The 17467-nt window shown below is 51.8% G+C and carries 15 protein-coding genes; 14 read left to right on the plus strand and 1 reads right to left on the minus strand.

Translation table 11 applies throughout. The annotated features are described in order from the left end of the window. Window positions 1-53 precede the first annotated feature (53 nt). The 8 genes from LA360_RS02160 (at window position 54) to rsmB (ending at window position 9523) form a co-directional block, all read left to right on the plus strand. A complete protein-coding gene (locus LA360_RS02160; RefSeq protein ID WP_002583435.1) occupies window positions 54-1376 on the plus strand; it encodes an MATE family efflux transporter in 1323 nt (440 codons plus the stop codon). A gap of 607 nt (window positions 1377-1983) precedes the next feature. After that, a complete protein-coding gene (locus LA360_RS02165) occupies window positions 1984-2571 on the plus strand; it encodes a TetR/AcrR family transcriptional regulator (RefSeq protein ID WP_002583434.1) in 588 nt (195 codons plus the stop codon). Window positions 2572-2608: 37 nt separating this feature from the next. After that, window positions 2609-3400, plus strand: a complete 792-nt coding sequence (locus LA360_RS02170) for a class I SAM-dependent methyltransferase (protein WP_002583433.1) — start codon at window positions 2609-2611, stop codon at window positions 3398-3400. Window positions 3401-3593: 193 nt separating this feature from the next. Continuing rightward, window positions 3594-5903 carry a replication restart helicase PriA gene (priA, locus tag LA360_RS02175; RefSeq protein WP_002595687.1) on the plus strand — a complete coding sequence of 770 codons (2310 nt, stop codon included), beginning with the start codon at window positions 3594-3596 and terminating at the stop codon, window positions 5901-5903. Between the two features lie 19 nt (window positions 5904-5922). Next, complete coding sequence (gene def / locus LA360_RS02180) at window positions 5923-6408, plus strand: peptide deformylase (RefSeq protein WP_002583431.1); 486 nt, start codon at window positions 5923-5925, stop codon at window positions 6406-6408. Between the two features lie 11 nt (window positions 6409-6419). Further along, window positions 6420-7406 (plus strand): methionyl-tRNA formyltransferase, encoded by a 987-nt coding sequence (fmt, locus tag LA360_RS02185; RefSeq protein WP_022202428.1) that lies wholly within the window; start codon window positions 6420-6422, stop codon window positions 7404-7406. Then, window positions 7406-8110: a zinc metallopeptidase gene (locus LA360_RS02190; RefSeq protein WP_112483056.1), complete on the plus strand. Its 705-nt coding sequence runs from the start codon at window positions 7406-7408 to the stop codon at window positions 8108-8110. Before fmt ends, LA360_RS02190 begins: the two co-directional genes overlap by 1 nt. A 45-nt stretch (window positions 8111-8155) precedes the next feature. Further along, complete coding sequence (gene rsmB, locus LA360_RS02195; protein ID WP_112483054.1) at window positions 8156-9523, plus strand: 16S rRNA (cytosine(967)-C(5))-methyltransferase RsmB; 1368 nt, start codon at window positions 8156-8158, stop codon at window positions 9521-9523. A 107-nt stretch (window positions 9524-9630) separates the two neighbouring features. On the opposite strand, the gene LA360_RS02200 is transcribed toward rsmB, so the two are convergent. Further along, window positions 9631-10887, minus strand: a complete 1257-nt coding sequence (locus LA360_RS02200) for an IS110 family RNA-guided transposase (protein ID WP_057572861.1) — start codon at window positions 10885-10887, stop codon at window positions 9631-9633. 311 nt (window positions 10888-11198) lie between these two features. On the opposite strand from LA360_RS02200, the gene rlmN reads away from it, so the two are divergent. The 6 genes from rlmN to LA360_RS02230 are packed head-to-tail and all read left to right on the plus strand — an operon-like array spanning window position 11199 to window position 17404. Beyond that, complete coding sequence (gene rlmN, locus LA360_RS02205) at window positions 11199-12287, plus strand: dual-specificity RNA methyltransferase RlmN (protein ID WP_002583427.1); 1089 nt, start codon at window positions 11199-11201, stop codon at window positions 12285-12287. A gap of 2 nt (window positions 12288-12289) precedes the next feature. Further along, window positions 12290-13036, plus strand: a complete 747-nt coding sequence (locus LA360_RS02210) for a Stp1/IreP family PP2C-type Ser/Thr phosphatase (RefSeq protein ID WP_022202430.1) — start codon at window positions 12290-12292, stop codon at window positions 13034-13036. Continuing rightward, window positions 13030-15201: a Stk1 family PASTA domain-containing Ser/Thr kinase gene (pknB, locus tag LA360_RS02215; RefSeq protein WP_057572813.1), complete on the plus strand. Its 2172-nt coding sequence runs from the start codon at window positions 13030-13032 to the stop codon at window positions 15199-15201. Before LA360_RS02210 ends, pknB begins: the two co-directional genes overlap by 7 nt. Before the next feature lie 9 nt (window positions 15202-15210). After that, the gene (rsgA, locus tag LA360_RS02220) at window positions 15211-16089 is read left to right on the plus strand and encodes a ribosome small subunit-dependent GTPase A (RefSeq protein ID WP_057572812.1); all 879 of its coding nucleotides are present in this window, start codon (window positions 15211-15213) and stop codon (window positions 16087-16089) included. 2 nt (window positions 16090-16091) lie between these two features. Beyond that, entirely contained in the window at window positions 16092-16757 is a 666-nt protein-coding gene (gene rpe, locus LA360_RS02225; protein WP_002583423.1) for a ribulose-phosphate 3-epimerase, read from the plus strand. Beyond that, window positions 16754-17404 (plus strand): thiamine diphosphokinase, encoded by a 651-nt coding sequence (locus LA360_RS02230; protein ID WP_002583422.1) that lies wholly within the window; start codon window positions 16754-16756, stop codon window positions 17402-17404. Before rpe ends, LA360_RS02230 begins: the two co-directional genes overlap by 4 nt. Window positions 17405-17467: the final 63 nt, after the last annotated feature.

Raw genomic sequence — 17467 nt, forward strand, 5'->3', positions numbered from 1 at the left:
TGTTGGAACGATGAGAATTTGTTGGAATTATGAGAGAAAGAGGAAGGTAAGATATGTTTTCCAGAAAACAAATGATAAAGCTTCTGGCGCCCCTTATTGTGGAACAAATCATGGCGGTGCTGGTGGGAATGGTGGACGTGGTGATGGTGGCCGCGGTAGGGGAATCCGCGGTGTCCGGCGTTTCCCTGGTGGATTCCATCAGCGTCTTAATCATACAAATCATGGGAGCTCTGGCTACCGGAGGAGCCGTCATATCGGCCCAGTACCTGGGCAAGGAGCAGCCCAGGGATGCCAGGAAGGCAGCCGGACAGCTGATTCTGGTGACCATGCTTGTTTCTGTCATCATTGCCGGCACAGCTCTTGTAGGGGGACCCCAGCTGCTGGGAGGCATATTTGGAAAAGTGGAACAGGACGTCATGGACAATGCACAGACCTATTTCTGGATCACAGCACTGTCCTATCCCTTCATCGGACTCTACAATGCCTGCGCGGCCCTGTTCCGTTCCATGGGCAACTCAAAGGTATCCATGATGACCTCCTTTGTCATGAATATGATCAACATTATAGGAAACGCAATCTGCGTATTCGGTCTTAAAATGGGCGTGGCCGGAGTGGCGTGGCCTACCCTTATAAGCCGTGTGACGGCTGCTTTTATGATGTTCGTCCTCATACAGAGCAGGAACAATTCCATCCGTCTCAACAGCTGGAAGTTCCTGATTCCGGACCGTCATATGATAAAGAACATCCTGTCTATCGGAATTCCCAACGGGCTGGAAAACGGCATGTTCCAGTTCGGCAAGATATTCCTTCAGAGTCTGGTTTCCTCTCTGGGGACAGTATCCATAGCCAGCTTTGCCGTGGCCAGCAATCTGGTGACGGTCCTCTATCTTCCGGGAAATGCCATCGGCTTAGGCCTGGTGACCATAGTGGGCCAATGCGTCGGCGCCGGCCGTCTGAAGGAAGCAAGGAACGACACAAAGTCCCTTATTCTGGTGGTTTATGGAATCCTGGCCGTATTCAGCACTGCCATGGTCATCTGGTCCGGCCCGCTGGTGGGAATCTATCATCTGTCCCCCCAGGCAGCCCTCATGGCCCGTGAGCTGCTCCTGATCCACAGCATAGCCATGATAATATGGCCCCTGGCCTTCATCATCCCTCACGCCCTGAGGGCCTCCCTGGACGCAAAGTTCACCATGGCGGTATCCGTATTCTCCATGTGGGTATTCCGAATCGGGTTTGCATACCTCTTTGTATACATATTTGACCTGGGCCTTTCCGGGGTATGGTACGGCATGTTCATTGACTGGATATTCCGGGCATTGATGTTTTCAGGAAGGTTTAAGGGGTTTGAGAAGAGAGCGGGGGTTGTGGAGTGAGAGGTGAAGATGCGCGGGGAGGCGGGGGTGCCGCGTTCGTGGGAGCAAGGGGGAAGGAACCTGGGGATACGGCTGCGGGGCAAGTCCGGTCTAAGGGGGCGGAAAACGGCTAAAAGCAAGAGTCAGACCGCCCAAACTCGCTGCGCTCAGACAGCTGTGCGGTCTGACTCTTCACGCCTTTTTCCGCCCCCTAAGACCGACTAAGCCCCTGTAGATGCATCCCCAGCTTCCTTCCCCCTTGCTCCCACCCACTACATATGAATCGCCTCCCGGCACTTCACCTCACAATCGGAAAAAGTAAATGGCTGGCTGGGGGAAATGGTGCGGTCCTTCTATTGTTCAAAAATGAAAATCACTTTCCTGCTGGTATGTGCAGCTAATACGATTATTGATGGAGAAGTTGTACTTTTTGGATGGGTTTTGCCATAAAACGTATAAATATTACTAAATACTTCTAAATATCTCTTGACAGTTGTTGATTGCTATGCAACAATAGTTGCGTAACATATGTAATGCAACAAGTGTAATATAACAATTGTAGTGCAGCGTATGTTGCACAACTTGCTCAATGACCATGATGTGACATGAAAATGAGAGAGGTAAGCCTATGCCGCCCAAAGCAAAGATAACGAAAGAAATGATTCTGAATACGGTTCTGGACATTACAAGAGAGGCAGGGTTTGAGTCTGTCAATGCCAGGAGTATTTCAGGCAGATTACAATGTTCCACGCGGCCTATTTTTACATGTTATGAGAACATGGATGAGTTAAAAAGGGAATTTCTTGATTATGCTTATGAATTTTACAGTCAGTATGTTGAGGATTTCAGCGGTTCTGAAAACATAAATCCATGTCTGGTTCTGCCGGTTTCGTACATTGAGTTTGCCAAAGAAGAGACGCATCTGTTCAGGCTTTTATTCATAAACCATATGGAACTGAGCATGGAGGAGCCAAAGGATTTCTATAAGGAGGCTGGCAACGAAAAGAGGGAAAAGATATTTTCGGATGCCGTTGGAATTGAACCGGAGCCGGCAAAAGCAATATTCATGGATTTATTCCTTTATTCCCATGGCATAGCAGTCCTGGCAGCGGCGCAAAAAATAACATTAGACAGGAACCGCATAGAAAAAATGGCTGCAAACATGCTGACAGCTCTCATAAGACAGGAAAAACCGGACTGGACATTATCCCTTTAGCGGTATGTCCGAATCAATAAAAACATAGGGGTGCAATATGAAAACAAATCAATACATCATTGATTATTACAATAGCTATGACGAGGACAGCCGACTGAGTCCAAAGCATGGGACCGTGGAATTTCTGACAACCATGCGCTACATAGAAAAATACATAAAACCCGGAAGCCGTGTTCTTGAAATCGGAGCCGGAACCGGCCGTTATTCCCATGCGCTGGCGCGTCAGGGATACATGGTTGACGCAGTGGAACTGGTCCCCCATAACATCGAAGTATTCCGCAGGCATATGCTGCCAACAGAACATATAACAATTACCCAGGGCAATGCACTGGACCTATCTGCGTTTCCTGACAACCGATATGACATCACGCTGCTGTTGGGTCCCCTATACCATCTGTACAGCAAAGAAGAAAAGCGCCAGGCATTGGGCGAGGCCATCCGCGTCACAAAGCAGGGAGGCATAATCTTTGCCGCATACGTCATATCCGACGGCTGTCTCCTGGACGAAGGATTCAACCGCGGCAATATCAATGCAGCTGAATACATAAAAAACGGACTGCTGGACCCCGAAACATTTGCAGCCAAATCCGAGCCAAAGGATTTGTTTGAGCTTGTACGCAAAGAAGACATCGACGATTTGATGTCCATATTCCCAACAACACGCCTGCATTATGCGGCGGCTGACGGCTGTGCGCTGCTCATACGGGAAGCAATCGACAAAATGGACGATGAAACATTCAAATTATATTTAAAATACCACTACGCCACCTGTGAACGGAAAGACTTAACAGGCATCACCAGCCATGCAATTGACATATTCCAAAAATAAATCCCCGCCCCGCCGCCTTAGACCCTGCCACCGCGGAAACCATCAATCCATCCCCGCCCGCCTCCCTCTCACGGACGGAATCCCCCCGCCACGTCTGCGTCCCTATCCCCCATCCCCCACCCCATTTGCATTTTACTCAATTCTCATGTATAATAACCAAAGTACAAAATAACAAGACAGACAGGTGACGTAAGTGGCGCATAGATATGCCAGTATTATCATAGATATTTCCCATGAAAATGTGGACAGGACATTCCAGTACAGGATACCGGAGGAGCTCCGGGGAAAGATTCAGGTGGGGCAGCAGGTCCGCATACCCTTTGGGCAGGGAAACAGACAGCGCAAGGGGTATGTGGTGGATCTGACTGACCAGGCTCAGATAGATGTCCATAAACTGAAGGATGTGGCTGGGATTGTGCAGGGAAGCGTGGCTGCAGAGTCCCAGCTTATTTGGCTGGCCTGGTGGATGAAGGAGCGGTATGGATCCACCATGAATCAGGCCTTAAAAACAGTTCTGCCTGTGAAACAGAAGGTCAGGGAGGCTCCCAAGCGGAAAATCCGCACCCTGGTGGGCAAGGGGGTGCTTAAAGAGCTGGCGGAGGAAGCCGGGAGAAAGAAACATAAGGCTAAGCTGCGGCTTTTAGATGCGCTGCTTCAGACCGGCACCATTCCCTATGAGGAGGCCATGAACCGGCTGAGCCTTACGCCTTCAGCCATTAAGCCTCTTCTGGAGGCTGGAATCATAGCCGTGGAGGTGGTGGAGAAATACCGGAATCCCCTGGAGGAAATGAAGCTGCTTATGGGCAGCCAGGAGAGAAAACAGGACGTTTCGGATGAACAGGAATCAGGTCTGTGGGGCGCTCCGCCTGAGCTGAATCCGTTCCAGCGGGAGATTGCAGATGCTGTCATAGGGGAGTACGGCCAGGGAATCCGGCGGACCTATCTGCTTCACGGGGTGACGGGAAGCGGTAAGACGGAAGTTTACATGGAGCTGATTGCCTATGTGCTGTCGGCGGGACGTCAGGTGATTGTGCTGATTCCGGAGATTTCCCTTACCTGGCAGACCGTCATGCGGTTTTACAGCCGCTTTGGCAACCGGGTTTCGGTGATGAATTCCCGTATGTCTGCCGGTGAACGGTACGACCAGTATGAACGGGCCAGGACAGGGGATATTGACATCGTCATCGGTCCGCGTTCCGCCCTTTTCGCTCCCTTTGAAAACCTGGGGCTTATCATCATTGACGAGGAGCATGAAAACGCTTATAAGAGCGAACTGTCCCCCCGCTATGATGCCAGGGAGGCGGCGGCTAAGCGGGCTCAGATGAATGATGCCTCCCTTATACTGGGGTCAGCCACCCCTTCCCTGGAATCCTACACCAGGGCTTTAAGGGGAGAGTACGGGCTTTTTACCCTGAAGGAGAGGGCAAAGGAGGACGCCTGCCTTCCCCGGGTTGAGATCGTGGATTTGCGGGAAGAATTAAAGGAGGGGAACCGATCTGTTTTCAGCAGGCGTCTGAAAGCGCTGATAGAGGAACGGCTGGAAAAGAGGGAACAGGTCATGCTGTTTATCAACCGCAGGGGCTATGCCAATTTTGTGTCCTGCCGTTCCTGCGGCGAGGCTGTCAGATGCCCTCACTGCGATGTTACTTTGACACTGCACCGGGATGGCCGCATGATGTGCCATTACTGCGGGTACTCCATTCCCCAGCCAAAGAAATGTCCTGTCTGCGGTTCACCATATATTGCGCCTTTTGGCACCGGGACCCAGAAAATTGAGGCCATGGCAGCAGAGCTTTTTCCTAAGGCCAGGATTCTCAGGATGGATTTGGATACCACCTCCAAAAAAGGCGGACATCAGGAGATTCTTTCCTCCTTTGCCAGGGGAGAGGCGGATATACTCATAGGCACCCAGATGATTGTCAAGGGGCATGATTTTTCAAAGGTGACTCTGGTGGGGGCCCTGGCAGCGGATTTATCCCTCTATGCCTCGGACTACAGGTGCGCAGAACAGACCTTTGCCCTTTTGACCCAGGCGGCCGGGCGGGCGGGAAGAGGGCAGCTGGCCGGAAATGTGGTGATACAGACCTATCAGCCGGATCATTACAGCATACGCACGGCGGCCACCCAGGATTACGTGAGCTTTTACAGGCAGGAGATGGCTTACAGAAGACTGCTGGGATATCCTCCCGCAGTGGCGCTGCTCACCGTGCAGATGGCGTGTCCGGCAGAAGGGACCCTGGCCCGTACAGCGGATCTGGCAGCAGGGTGGGTGCAGCAGTGGGCGGATCGCATGGAGCAGGAAAAAGTACAGGGATACAAGTCCTTCCGGCTCATAGGACCGGTCAATGCAGCGGTATACAAAGTTAATGATATTTATAGAAAAATTTTATATATAAAGCATGAAAATTATGATATACTGATACAGATTAGGAAAATGACGGAAGAGGGCCTAAAGGGGTTAGAAGGCCGTGATGGACTGACTGTGCAGTACGATTTAACATGACGAAGGAGATTGAAAAGAGATGGCAGTTCGGCAGATAAGAATTATGGGAGACGAAATTTTAACAAAGAAGTGTAAGCCCGTGAAGGCGATGAATGAGCGCACCATGGAGCTGATTGAAGATATGTTTGAGACCATGTACCAGGCCAACGGCTGCGGCCTAGCCGCGCCCCAGGTGGGAGTGCTGAAGCAGATCGTAACCATTGATGTGGATGACGGGAACCAGTATGTCCTGATTAACCCCGAGATCACAGCCGCCGACGGCAGCCAGACGGGCTACGAGGGATGCTTGAGCCTGCCGGGCAAGTCCGGCATTGTTACCCGCCCCAACTACGTGAAGGTGAAGGCGCTTAATGAAAATATGGAGCCCTATGAGCTGGAAGGCGAGGGGCTGCTGGCGAGAGCCATCTGCCATGAGTGCGCCCATCTGGAAGGCCGGATGTATGTGGAGCTGGTGGAAGGCGAACTGGTGGATACAGCCGCCGACGAGGAAGAAATCACAGAATAGGAGTGTAGTTTATGCGCATTGTATTTATGGGAACACCGGATTTCTCCGTGCCTGCCCTTAAGGCGCTGGTGGAAGCCGGTCATCAGGTAATTGCAGTGGTCACCCAGCCCGATAAGCCAAAGGGGAGGGGAAAGGAAGTCCAGATGACACCTGTGAAAATACAGGCCATGGAATACGGCATTCCGGTGTATCAGCCGGCGAAGGTGAGGGAAGCCTCCTTTGTGGAGGTTCTTCAGGGGATGGAGGCGGATGTGTACGTGGTCATAGCCTTTGGCCAGCTTCTTCCGAAGGCAGTGCTGGAGCTTCCAAAATACGGCTGCATCAACATCCACGCGTCCCTGCTCCCGAAGTACCGGGGCGCTGCGCCTATCCAGTGGTGTGTCATAGACGGTGAAAGGGAGACGGGAATTACCACCATGATGATGGACGTGGGCCTGGATACGGGGGACATGCTGGAAAAGACGGTAATCCCCATAGAGGAAAAGGAGACGGGAGGCAGCCTCCATGACAAGCTTTCCCTGGCAGGCGGAGCTTTGATTTTATCCACGCTTAAGAAGCTGGAGGAAGGCACTCTGGTCCGTACGCCTCAGACAGATGAGGGCACCTGCTATGCAAAAATGCTGACAAAGTCCCTTGGGGATATTGACTGGAATCAGAGCGCGGTGTCCATAGAACGCCTGATTCGCGGATTAAATCCGTGGCCCAGTGCATATACCCTGTGGAATGGGAAGACAATAAAGATATGGTCGGCTGATGTGACTACAGGCCGGGAAGCTGCCGCCTTTCTGTCCGAATCAGGAGTCCCCTCAGAAACAGGGATTACTCCCGGCACAGTCGTGTGTTCGGATAAGCACAGCCTGGTGGTCTGTACCGGAGACGGCCTGCTGTCTGTCAGGGAGCTTCAGATGGAAGGAAAGAAACGCATGGACACCCCGGCTTTTCTCCGCGGATATCCCATCCCGGAGGGGGACGTGTTTGTAAAGAAAGAGAGTGATTGATGATGTTTTACCCTATGTTTTATTTTGACCCAACCTATGTGCTGATATTGATTGGCGTAGTCATATCCATGGCAGCCTCTGCCAAGCTTAACTCCACGTATCAGCGCTACAGCGCTGTCAGGAGCATGTGCGCAATGACGGGCGCGGAGGCAGCCAAGAGGCTTCTTGCCAATCAGGGAATTTATGACGTGACCGTGCGCCGCGTACCGGGTAACCTGACAGACCATTACGACCCCAGGAGCAAGACCGTGAACCTGTCCGACGCAGTGTATAATTCCACATCCATTGCAGCCATCGGAGTGGCGGCTCATGAGTGCGGCCATGCCATGCAGGACGCCAATGATTATTCCCCGCTGAGGATACGTGCGGCCCTGGTGCCGGCGGCTAATCTGGGGTCCCGGCTGTGCTGGCCTCTGATTATCATTGGACTTTTACTGGGAGGAAGCTCTGTCCTTTTGAATCTGGGCATCCTTTTGTTTTGCCTGGCAGTGCTGTTCCAGCTGGTGACCCTGCCTGTGGAGTATGATGCTTCCCACAGAGCGGTGAACCTTCTGGATTCCACCGGTATCCTGGTGGGGCAGGAAGTGGGACAGACCAGAAAGGTACTGAACGCGGCAGCCCTTACCTATGTGGCGGCAGCGGCAGCCTCCATCCTTCAGCTTCTCCGGCTGCTGATATTATTTGGCAACCGCAGGAATGACTAGGGTGGGAATTCATATTCAGACAGGCCCTGAGAGGAGAATATTCAGATGGCAAAGACCTTAGACAGAGGACTGGAAAACCGGGAGATTGTCCTGGACATATTGACGGAGGTGCTGGAACAGGGGGCTTTTGTTCACCTTGTACTGAACCAGGCCCTGCAGAAGTACCAGTACCTGGGCAAGGCGGACCGTTCCTTTATCACCCGGGCTGTGGAAGGAACACTGGAATACCTGATACAGATTGACGAAGTCATAAACCGGTATTCCAAGACAAAAATATACAAGATGAAGCCGTTCATCCGCAGTCTTCTGCGGATGAGCGTATACCAGATTTTATATATGGACCGCGTGCCGGATTCCGCTGTCTGCAATGAGGCGGTGAAGCTGGCGGTGAAACGTCATTTTTCCGGGCTCAAGGGCTTTGTGAACGGTGTGCTGCGGACTATTTCCAGGGAAAAGGAGAAACTGACCTTTGACACTCCTTCCCTGAGGTACAGTATCCCTGAGTGGATGTACGCCATGTGGGAAAAGGAATTTGGAAAAGAGAAGGCGGGGAAGATTGCCGCCTCTTTTCTTGAGGATAAGCCCACCTGGGTCAGGTGCAACCTGCACAGGGCGGACCGGGAGCGCATACTGGCTTCCCTTAAGGCGCAGGGGACTTTGGTCAGGGAGCTGCCTTTCATGGAGTCCATGATAGCCATTGACGGGTACGATTATCTGGAGGGGCTGGATGCCTTCCGGAAGGGCTGGATACAGGTACAGGATGTGACCTCTGCCTTTGTGGGGGAGATTGCGTCCCCGGAGAAAGGCAGTTATATTATAGATGTGTGCGCTGCCCCCGGAGGAAAGAGCCTCCACCTGGCGGATAAGCTGAGAGGCACCGGGATGGTGGAGGCCAGAGACCTTACATACCAGAAAACAGCCCTGATTGAGGAAAACATGGCCCGCTGCGGCGTGACCAACATGAAGACCCTGGTGTGGGACGCCCTGGAACCGGATCCGTCGGCCGCCGGGAAGGCGGATATTGTCATAGCGGACCTGCCCTGTTCCGGTCTGGGAATCATAGGGAGAAAGCCTGACATCAAGTACAACATGACGCCTGAGAAGCTTGAGGAGCTGGCGGGACTCCAGCGGGAGATCCTGTCTGTTGTCTGGCAGTATGTGAAGCCGGGCGGCCTTCTATGTTACAGCACATGTACCATTGACAGGCTGGAAAACCAGGACAATGCCGCCTGGTTAAGGGAGCGGTTTCCGCTTGTGCCGGTAGATTTGACAGACCGGTTTGGCGGCCTGCCTCAGGAGTCCTCGTTAAAGGAAGGTTGGATTCAGTTCCTGCCGGGGGTGAATCCCTATGACGGGTTTTTCATCAGCGTGTTCAGACGTGCGGAGGGTGAGTCAGGCCCGGATGGGATTTAGAGCGTGTTTTGGAGGGAGTTAGGTTGAAAGAAAAAATCAAAAAAATCGTAACTTAACAAGAGCACCAGTAAACTGCCGCCCCAAAGGATCCTATGGAATAAAGGGTATCAGGCCATAGCAGGAGGAGTAATCATATAGCCTCGTTTCTCTAAACGTTTGATGGCATTTCTGTCATACTGTTCCTGAAATTTCCGGTACATTTCTTCAGGAATAGCGGAATAATCCGTATCGGCAGGATTAAATACCTCCTGCTTTTGGAACATGTGGTAAATGCAAGTCAACACCATGCGTGCAATGGCAATGATTGCCCGTTTATGACCACGACGTTTTTTTATACGGTCATATTTGTATCTGAAGTAAGGGTTTTTACTCTTGATGGCAGCATTTGCACACTGAACCAGCAGAGGCTTTAAGTACACCCCGGCTCTTGAAACATGGACGCTCTTCTTTTTACCGGCACTTTCGTTATTTTCAGGAGCCAGCCCAGCCCAGGAGCACAAACGTTTTGAGGATTTGAATACCGCCATATCCACCCCGATTTCAGCAATGATAAAGGTGGCAGACTGCTCTGTAATTCCAGGAATTGTAGTAGCCAATTCGATAAATTTATGGTAAGGTTTAGCCAGGTCGGAAATCGTTTCTTCGAGAGTGGAGACGCACTCATTGATTTCATCGAAATGCTTTCTGCAGACCTTAATCTTAACGGATTGGTCACGGCGCAGTTCATAACCGATTATGGAGGTTACAACATCATCTGCCTTGTCCTTTGCTTTTTTAAGAAGCAGGGATTTACAGTATTCGGGGTCAAATACCTCACAGGTCAGGATATAGTCAACGATGGCGGTCGCTGATTTTCCAAAGGTATCTGAGAGGACGGATGCAAGGGCAATGTTGGAAACCGTAAGAGCATTCTGTAACCGGTTTTTCTCACTGCTGCGGTGGCCAATCAGTTTCTGCCGGTATCGGAACAATTCCCGAAGCATGCGAATTTCCTTACAGGGGATATAACTGGAAGGAACAATATCAAATTTAAACAGATCCGCAATCCAGGCGGAGTCTTTGTCATCGGTTTTCTGTCCTTTGATAGCCCTGACATACTTGGGGTTAGCAACGACAACGTGACAGGAATCCTCCAGGATATTAAAAATTGGAATCCAGTATTTACCAGTGGATTCGAGGCAGATCTCAGTGCAATTGAAAGAAAGAAGCCATTTTTTCAAAGAATTAAGATCGGAATTGAAGGTGGCGAACCGCTTTTTAACATAAGAAGTAACGCCCCTGTAGTCTGTCAGAGCAATGGTAGCGACAACAAATTTCTTGTGAACGTCCATGCCACAGCAGACAAAGTGTTTGATAGATAACATAAAACAGCCCTCCTAAGTAAAATAGACAGACATTGACTGGCTGTCCAGCAAAGAAAGACCTAAGGAATTGCTTTGACAATGATTAGGTTACGAGCTCAAGGCGTCACTGGTTTGTGCTTGAGAAGACAGCCGACACATGTTTTTATGCGGACTTGATCCCAAATGGAGGAACCGATTCTACTTCCTCCTCCGTGCTCTGTAGTGTATCTGTCTGAGGAGAGTTTAACATCAAAAATAAAATAGTGGAAGCACAAACTTGCTATTTCATAACTGTTTTGTGCCTAAGCGAAGCGAAAGGAATGAGAGTTTTTATGCTGGATTTATTGGACTGCAATGGAAAGAAAGATATAAAATCCATGACACTGGAAGAAGTGACAGCACAGATGGCTGCCCTGGGAGAGAAATCTTTCAGGGCAAAACAGCTTTATGACTGGATGCATGTGAAGCTGGCAGAGAAATTTGACGATATGAGCAGCCTGTCCAGGGAACTGAGGCAGAAGCTTAAGGAGAATTACAGCCTTACCTGCCTGAAGCTGGTGGATGAGCGCGTTTCCCAGGTGGACGGTACCAGGAAGTACCTGTTTGGCCTGGAGGACGGCCATGTGATTGAGAGTGTGTGGATGCAGTACCACCATGGCAATTCCGTGTGCATTTCCTCCCAGGTGGGCTGCCGTATGGGCTGCCGTTTCTGCGCGTCCACTCTGGACGGCCTGGAACGGAACCTGCGTCCTTCAGAGATGCTGGATCAGATATACAGGATCCAGTCCATCACCGGGGAACGTGTTTCCAATGTGGTGGTCATGGGGTCAGGGGAGCCTATGGATAACTATGACAATGTCATCCGCTTTCTGCGTCTGGTTTCCCATGACAAGGGGCTGAATATCAGCCAGCGGAGTCTTACCATATCTACCTGCGGGATTGTTCCGGGCATCCGGAAATTTGCACAGGAGGGTCTGGCGGTGACTCTGGCTCTTTCCCTTCATGCGCCCAATGACGAGGTGAGGAAAACCCTTATGCCCATAGCGGGCACCTATAAACTGCATGATGTGCTGGAGGCCTGCCATTACTATTATGAGAAGACAGGCCGCCGTCTTACCTTTGAGTACAGTCTGGTGCGGGGAGTCAACGACAATTTGGATGAGGCCAGGGCTTTGGTGAAGCTTATCAGGGATCAGCACGGCCATGTGAATCTGATTCCGGTAAACCCCATCAAGGAGCGGGATTACGTCCAGTCAGGCCAGAAGGCCATACAGGAATTCAAAAATCTTCTTGAAAAAAACGGTATAAATGTTACTATTAGAAGAGAAATGGGCCGGGATATAGGCGGAGCCTGCGGCCAGCTGCGCAGAAGCTATAAGGAAGCTTCGGCAGCACCCCAATGCACGGAAGGAGAGGGATGACCATGGAAGCATACGCTTTGACAGACATTGGCCGGGTCAGAACCATGAACCAGGACTATATTTATTCCTCACCGGAAAAGGTGGGCTCCCTGCCTAACTTGTTTCTGGTGGCAGACGGCATGGGCGGCCACAGGGCCGGCGATTATGCCTCACGGTTCGCGGTGGAGAATCTGGTGATATACATAAACAGGGCAGGGGACGGCTCTCCTGTCATGCAGTTAAAAAAGGGCATCGAGGCTGTGAATGGGATGCTGTATGAAGAATCCTTAAAAAGGGAAGAACTGAAAGGGATGGGGTGCACCCTGGTAGCCGGCGTGGTGGAGGACAATATCCTCTATGTGGCCAATGTGGGAGACAGCCGTCTCTATCTCATTCACGGTGATTCCATCCGGCAGATCACCAGGGACCACTCCTATGTGGAGGAGATGGTGGCCATCGGCCAGATGAGAAGAGGAAGCGAGGATTACAACAGGCGCAAAAACATCATCACCAGGGCTCTGGGAATCGGCAGGGAAGTGGAGCCGGATTTTTTTGAGGTGGATTTGGAGGAGGGGGATTACATCCTGCTCTGTTCCGACGGTCTCAGCAACATGCTGGAGGACCAGTCCATGTATGACATCATCACAGGAGAGGGAAGCCTTAAGGAAAAGGCAGCCCTTCTTATAGAGGCGGCCAACCGTCAGGGAGGCGTTGACAACATTGCGGTGGTACTTGTAAATCCGTCAGGAAGGGAGGCAGGCGTATGTTAACTCCCGGAACATATCTCCAGAACCGTTATGAGATTCTGGAACGCATTGGCTCAGGCGGCATGTCCGTGGTGTATAAGGCACGGTGCCATACCCTGGACCGTCTGGTTGCCATCAAGGTATTAAAAGAGGAATTTGCCTTTGACGAGAATTTTGTAAGCAAGTTCAAGATGGAGGCCCAGTCAGCGGCGCGCCTGTCCCACCCAAATATTGTAAATGTCTATGATGTTGTGGATGAGGATGTGTACCATTATATTGTCATGGAGCTGATTGAGGGCATCACCCTTAAGAATTATATAGAGAACAAGGGCTATCTGGAGAGCAAGGAAGCCATTGGAATCGCCCTTCAGGTGGGCCAGGGCATTGCGGCTGCCCATGAACAGCACATCATACACCGCGACATCAAGCCTCAGAACATGATTATATCCAGGGACGGCAAGGTGAAGGTGGCTGACTTTGGCATTGCCAGAGCCGTGTCTTCCCAGACCATGAACGCTACGGCTGTGGGCTCTGTCCACTATATTTCGCCGGAGCAGGCCAGGGGCGGCTACTGCGACGAGCGCAGCGACATTTATTCCTTTGGCATCACCATGTATGAGATGGTAACCGGGCGTGTACCCTTTGAGGGGGATAACACGGTTACGGTGGCCCTGGCCCATCTGGAAGAACCGGTGACACCGCCCAGCCAGTGCGTGCCGGACATGTCCCGCGCCCTGGAGCAGATTATATTAAAATGTACCCAGAAACGCCCGGACCGCCGCTATTCATGTGTAGCGGATGTGATTGAGGACCTGCGTACCGCCCTGATGGACCCGGACGCGGACATTTATGCCCGCAAGGACGGGGAAGAGGATGAGTTTGGCAAGACCAGGCCCATCACAAGGGAAGAGCTGAACAGCATCCAAGGAGGCAGGAAGACCTATCCTGAGGAGACCCTTGAGGAACCGGAGGAGGAACAGACGGAGCATCCGGACAGGAAACGGTCCAGGGATCAGCACAAAAAAGACGGGCGCATCCACACCCGGAAAAAGAATGATGGGGATGATGTAAGCACTCAGTTTGAGCGCATCATCACGGCCTTTGGCATCGTGGCTGCCATCATTATCGTGGCGGTGGTGCTGTTTGTATTTTCACGGCTCACCGGGCTTTTCAGGCAGAGCAGCAGTAAGCCAGCCACAGAGACCGTTGCCATGACCACCGAAGGTTCCACCACCGTGGTGGACATCAACACGGAGGACCAGATAAATATGCCCAGCGTCCTGGGACTGCCCCAGGATATGGCCAGGGAAAAACTGAAGGAGAGCAGCCTGGTGATGGAGGTCACAGGCAGCGAGTATTCCGATAACTATGCGGAAGGCCAGGTTATGGGCCAGGATATCCTGGCAGGAACGGTGGTGAAGAAGTGGAGTACCGTGGGAGTGACCATCAGCAAGGGAAGCGATAAGGTGGACTTAAATGCCATGGACCTGACCCAGATGACAGGGGAGGATGCCAGGCTTCTGCTGGAGCAGAAGGGACTGACTGTAGAGGTCAAAGAGGAGAACAGCGACACTGTCATAAAGGGCAATGTGATTCGTTTCAGCCCTCAGGTGGTGAAGGTGGGCGAGGGCGTCAGCCTCTATGTGAGCAAGGGTTCACAGAACGTGGAGGGACGGGTTCCCAATCTTCAGGGACAGACTTCCACATCGGCGGACGCCCTTCTGGCAGGAGCAGGACTCTTAACAGGCAATGTAACCGCGGAAGCCAGCGATACGGTGGAGGAGGGCCTGGTTATCAGCCAGTCAGAGCTTCCGGGAACCATACTTCCACCGGGCACGGCAGTGGACTATGTGGTCAGCGGGAAGCCTGCACAGACCCAGGCTTCAGATGAACGGTATTACATCGGCTCCATTGACGAGGCATGTTCCCTGAGCAACTATATAGGACCGGCTTCCCAGACCAGCAGCGTGCGTGTGCTGATCCGCCTGAACCAGACCAATGATGAGGGCGCTTCTGTTTATACGACCCTTATGAGTCCAAGGCTGGTTGTGGGCGCCCAGACCGTACCCGTGGTATTCCCCAGAATCAAGGGGGCGTACGGCGTGGACAGCGGTATGGTGGAAGTGGTGGATGCAGATAATTTAACAGTAATCAAGTCCTATCCGGTGGCATTTTTCCCGGTAGGATAAGAGGCGTATATGACAGGTAAGATAATCAAAGGAATTGCAGGCTTTTATTACGTCAATGACGGCAGGAACCATGTGTACCAGTGCAAGGCAAAGGGGGTGTTCCGCAGCCGCAAAATCAAACCCCTTGTGGGGGACAATGTGGAGTTTTCTGTTTTGGATGAGGAGGAGAAGGAAGGCAATATTGACGCCATCCTTCCCCGTTCCAACGTTCTCATACGTCCGGCTGTGGCAAATGTGGACCAGGCCCTGGTAGTGTTTGCCATCACCCATCCGGAACCCAATCTGAATCTTCTGGACCGTTTTCTGGTGATGATGGGAATTCAGAGCGTGCCGGTCACCATCTGTTTTAACAAGGTTGATCTGGGGGAGGCCGGGCTTGTGGATAAGTACCGCGCCATCTATGAGAGGGCAGGGTATGAGGTCCACTTTGTCAGCACCTACGACGATACGGGACTGGAAAAAATGAGAAAATTTCTCAGAGGAAAAACCTCGGTGCTGGCAGGACCCTCGGGCGTTGGAAAATCCTCACTGACCAACTGCATCCAGCCCCAGGCTGCCATGGAGACAGGAGATATCAGCCGCAAGATTGAGAGGGGACGCCATACCACCCGTCATTCTGAATTGTTTTATGTGGAAGAGAAAACCTACATGATGGATACACCGGGATTCAGTTCCATGTTCATTGACTTTCTGGAACCCGGAGAACTGAAACATTATTTCCCGGAGTTCGGGCCATATGAGGATGAGTGCAAATTCCTGGGATGCGTCCATGTGGGAGAGCGGGTCTGCGGCGTGAAGGAAGCCCTTAAACGGGGGGATCTGAGCCGCAGCCGGTATGACAATTACATCCTTATGTATGAGGAGCTGAAAAATAAAAGGAGGTACTAGACATGTATTACAAATTAGCGCCGTCTATTCTTGCGGCTGATTTTACCCGCTTGGGGGAACAGGTGAAGGAGGTATACGGGGCAGGCGCCGAGTATCTTCATTTGGATGTGATGGACGGGGCCTTTGTGCCCAGCATCTCCTTCGGCATGCCGGTAATCAAGAGCCTGCGCCCTTGCACCAGGGCTGTTTTTGACGTGCATATGATGGTGGAGGAGCCGGGACGCTATGTGGAGGATATGAAGGACTGCGGGGCGGATGTCATAACAGTCCAGGCCGAGGCCTGCACACATCTGGACCGTGTGGTGAACCAGATTAAGGAAGCCGGACTGAAGGCCGGCGTTGCCTTAAATCCCGCCACTCCGGTGCGTTCCCTGGAGTGCATCCTCGGGCAGCTGGACATGGTTCTTATCATGACCGTGAATCCCGGTTTCGGAGGCCAGAAGTTCATCCCTTATACCCTTAACAAGGTACGCGAACTCAGGAACATGCTGAATGAGCAGGGGTTAAAGACGGACATCCAGGTGGACGGCGGCGTAAATGCGGGAAATGTCCGGGAAATCATAGACGCGGGCGCCAATATATTTGTGGCTGGTTCCGCTGTTTTTGGCCGGGACCCGTCTGCCAGAACAAGAGAATTTATGGATATTTTAAAGGAATATGAGAAATGAAGCGTTGTCTGATTATAACCGGCGGAAAACTGGACCTGTCCTTCGCCGGTTCTTTTTTGGGACAGGAAACATTTGATAAAATCATTGCGGTGGATGCGGGACTGGAGGCCGTGAAAGCCCTGGGACTGGAACCGGATATGATAGTGGGTGATTTTGACACGGTAAAGCCGGAGGTACTGGCATATTACAGGAGGATGGAACATATTGTATGGGATGCCCGCCAGCCGGAAAAGGATGAGACAGACACGGAGCTGGCCCTCTTAAAGGCCCAGGCCACGGGATGCTCCGAGGTGGTGGTGCTGGGGGCCACCGGCGGCCGCATGGACCATACGCTGGGCAACATCCATCTGCTGTTTCCCTGCCTGCAAAAGGGAATGGAGGCATATATCCTGGACAGCCAGAACCGTATCTACCTTATTGACGGGGAACGGACCTTTAAGAGGAATGAGGCCTGGGGAAATTATATTTCCTTCCTGCCGCTTACCCAGGAGGTCAGAGGCATTACTCTCACCGGCTTTAAGTATCCTCTCCATGAGAAGGACATTGAGATAGGGACAAGTCTCTGCATCAGCAATGAGCTTGCGGGGGAGGAAGGTACCATTACCTTCACGGACGGGGTTCTGATTGTGGTGGAATCCCACGACTGACAACTCTGATAGAAACATTTGTTTTTGATAAAACTGGACTGGCCAAAACTTCTCAAACTGGAT

It is taken from the genome of Enterocloster clostridioformis, from assembly GCF_020297485.1.
Classification (GTDB): Bacteria; Bacillota; Clostridia; order Lachnospirales; family Lachnospiraceae; genus Enterocloster; species Enterocloster clostridioformis.

What these genes read in the sequence shown, in the direction of transcription:
- LA360_RS02160 (WP_002583435.1), top strand. Translation starts at nt 54, where the DNA reads ATGTTTTCCAGAAAACAAATGATAAAGCTTCTGGCGCCCCTTATTGTG.
- LA360_RS02165 (WP_002583434.1), top strand. Translation starts at nt 1,984, where the DNA reads ATGCCGCCCAAAGCAAAGATAACGAAAGAAATGATTCTGAATACGGTT.
- LA360_RS02170 (WP_002583433.1), top strand. Translation starts at nt 2,609, where the DNA reads ATGAAAACAAATCAATACATCATTGATTATTACAATAGCTATGACGAG.
- def (WP_002583431.1), top strand. Translation starts at nt 5,923, where the DNA reads ATGGCAGTTCGGCAGATAAGAATTATGGGAGACGAAATTTTAACAAAG.
- fmt (WP_022202428.1), top strand. Translation starts at nt 6,420, where the DNA reads ATGCGCATTGTATTTATGGGAACACCGGATTTCTCCGTGCCTGCCCTT.
- LA360_RS02190 (WP_112483056.1), top strand. Translation starts at nt 7,406, where the DNA reads ATGATGTTTTACCCTATGTTTTATTTTGACCCAACCTATGTGCTGATA.
- rsmB (WP_112483054.1), top strand. Translation starts at nt 8,156, where the DNA reads ATGGCAAAGACCTTAGACAGAGGACTGGAAAACCGGGAGATTGTCCTG.
- LA360_RS02200 (WP_057572861.1), bottom strand. Translation starts at nt 10,887, where the DNA reads ATGTTATCTATCAAACACTTTGTCTGCTGTGGCATGGACGTTCACAAG.
- rlmN (WP_002583427.1), top strand. Translation starts at nt 11,199, where the DNA reads ATGCTGGATTTATTGGACTGCAATGGAAAGAAAGATATAAAATCCATG.
- LA360_RS02210 (WP_022202430.1), top strand. Translation starts at nt 12,290, where the DNA reads ATGGAAGCATACGCTTTGACAGACATTGGCCGGGTCAGAACCATGAAC.
- pknB (WP_057572813.1), top strand. Translation starts at nt 13,030, where the DNA reads ATGTTAACTCCCGGAACATATCTCCAGAACCGTTATGAGATTCTGGAA.
- rsgA (WP_057572812.1), top strand. Translation starts at nt 15,211, where the DNA reads ATGACAGGTAAGATAATCAAAGGAATTGCAGGCTTTTATTACGTCAAT.
- rpe (WP_002583423.1), top strand. Translation starts at nt 16,092, where the DNA reads ATGTATTACAAATTAGCGCCGTCTATTCTTGCGGCTGATTTTACCCGC.
- LA360_RS02230 (WP_002583422.1), top strand. Translation starts at nt 16,754, where the DNA reads ATGAAGCGTTGTCTGATTATAACCGGCGGAAAACTGGACCTGTCCTTC.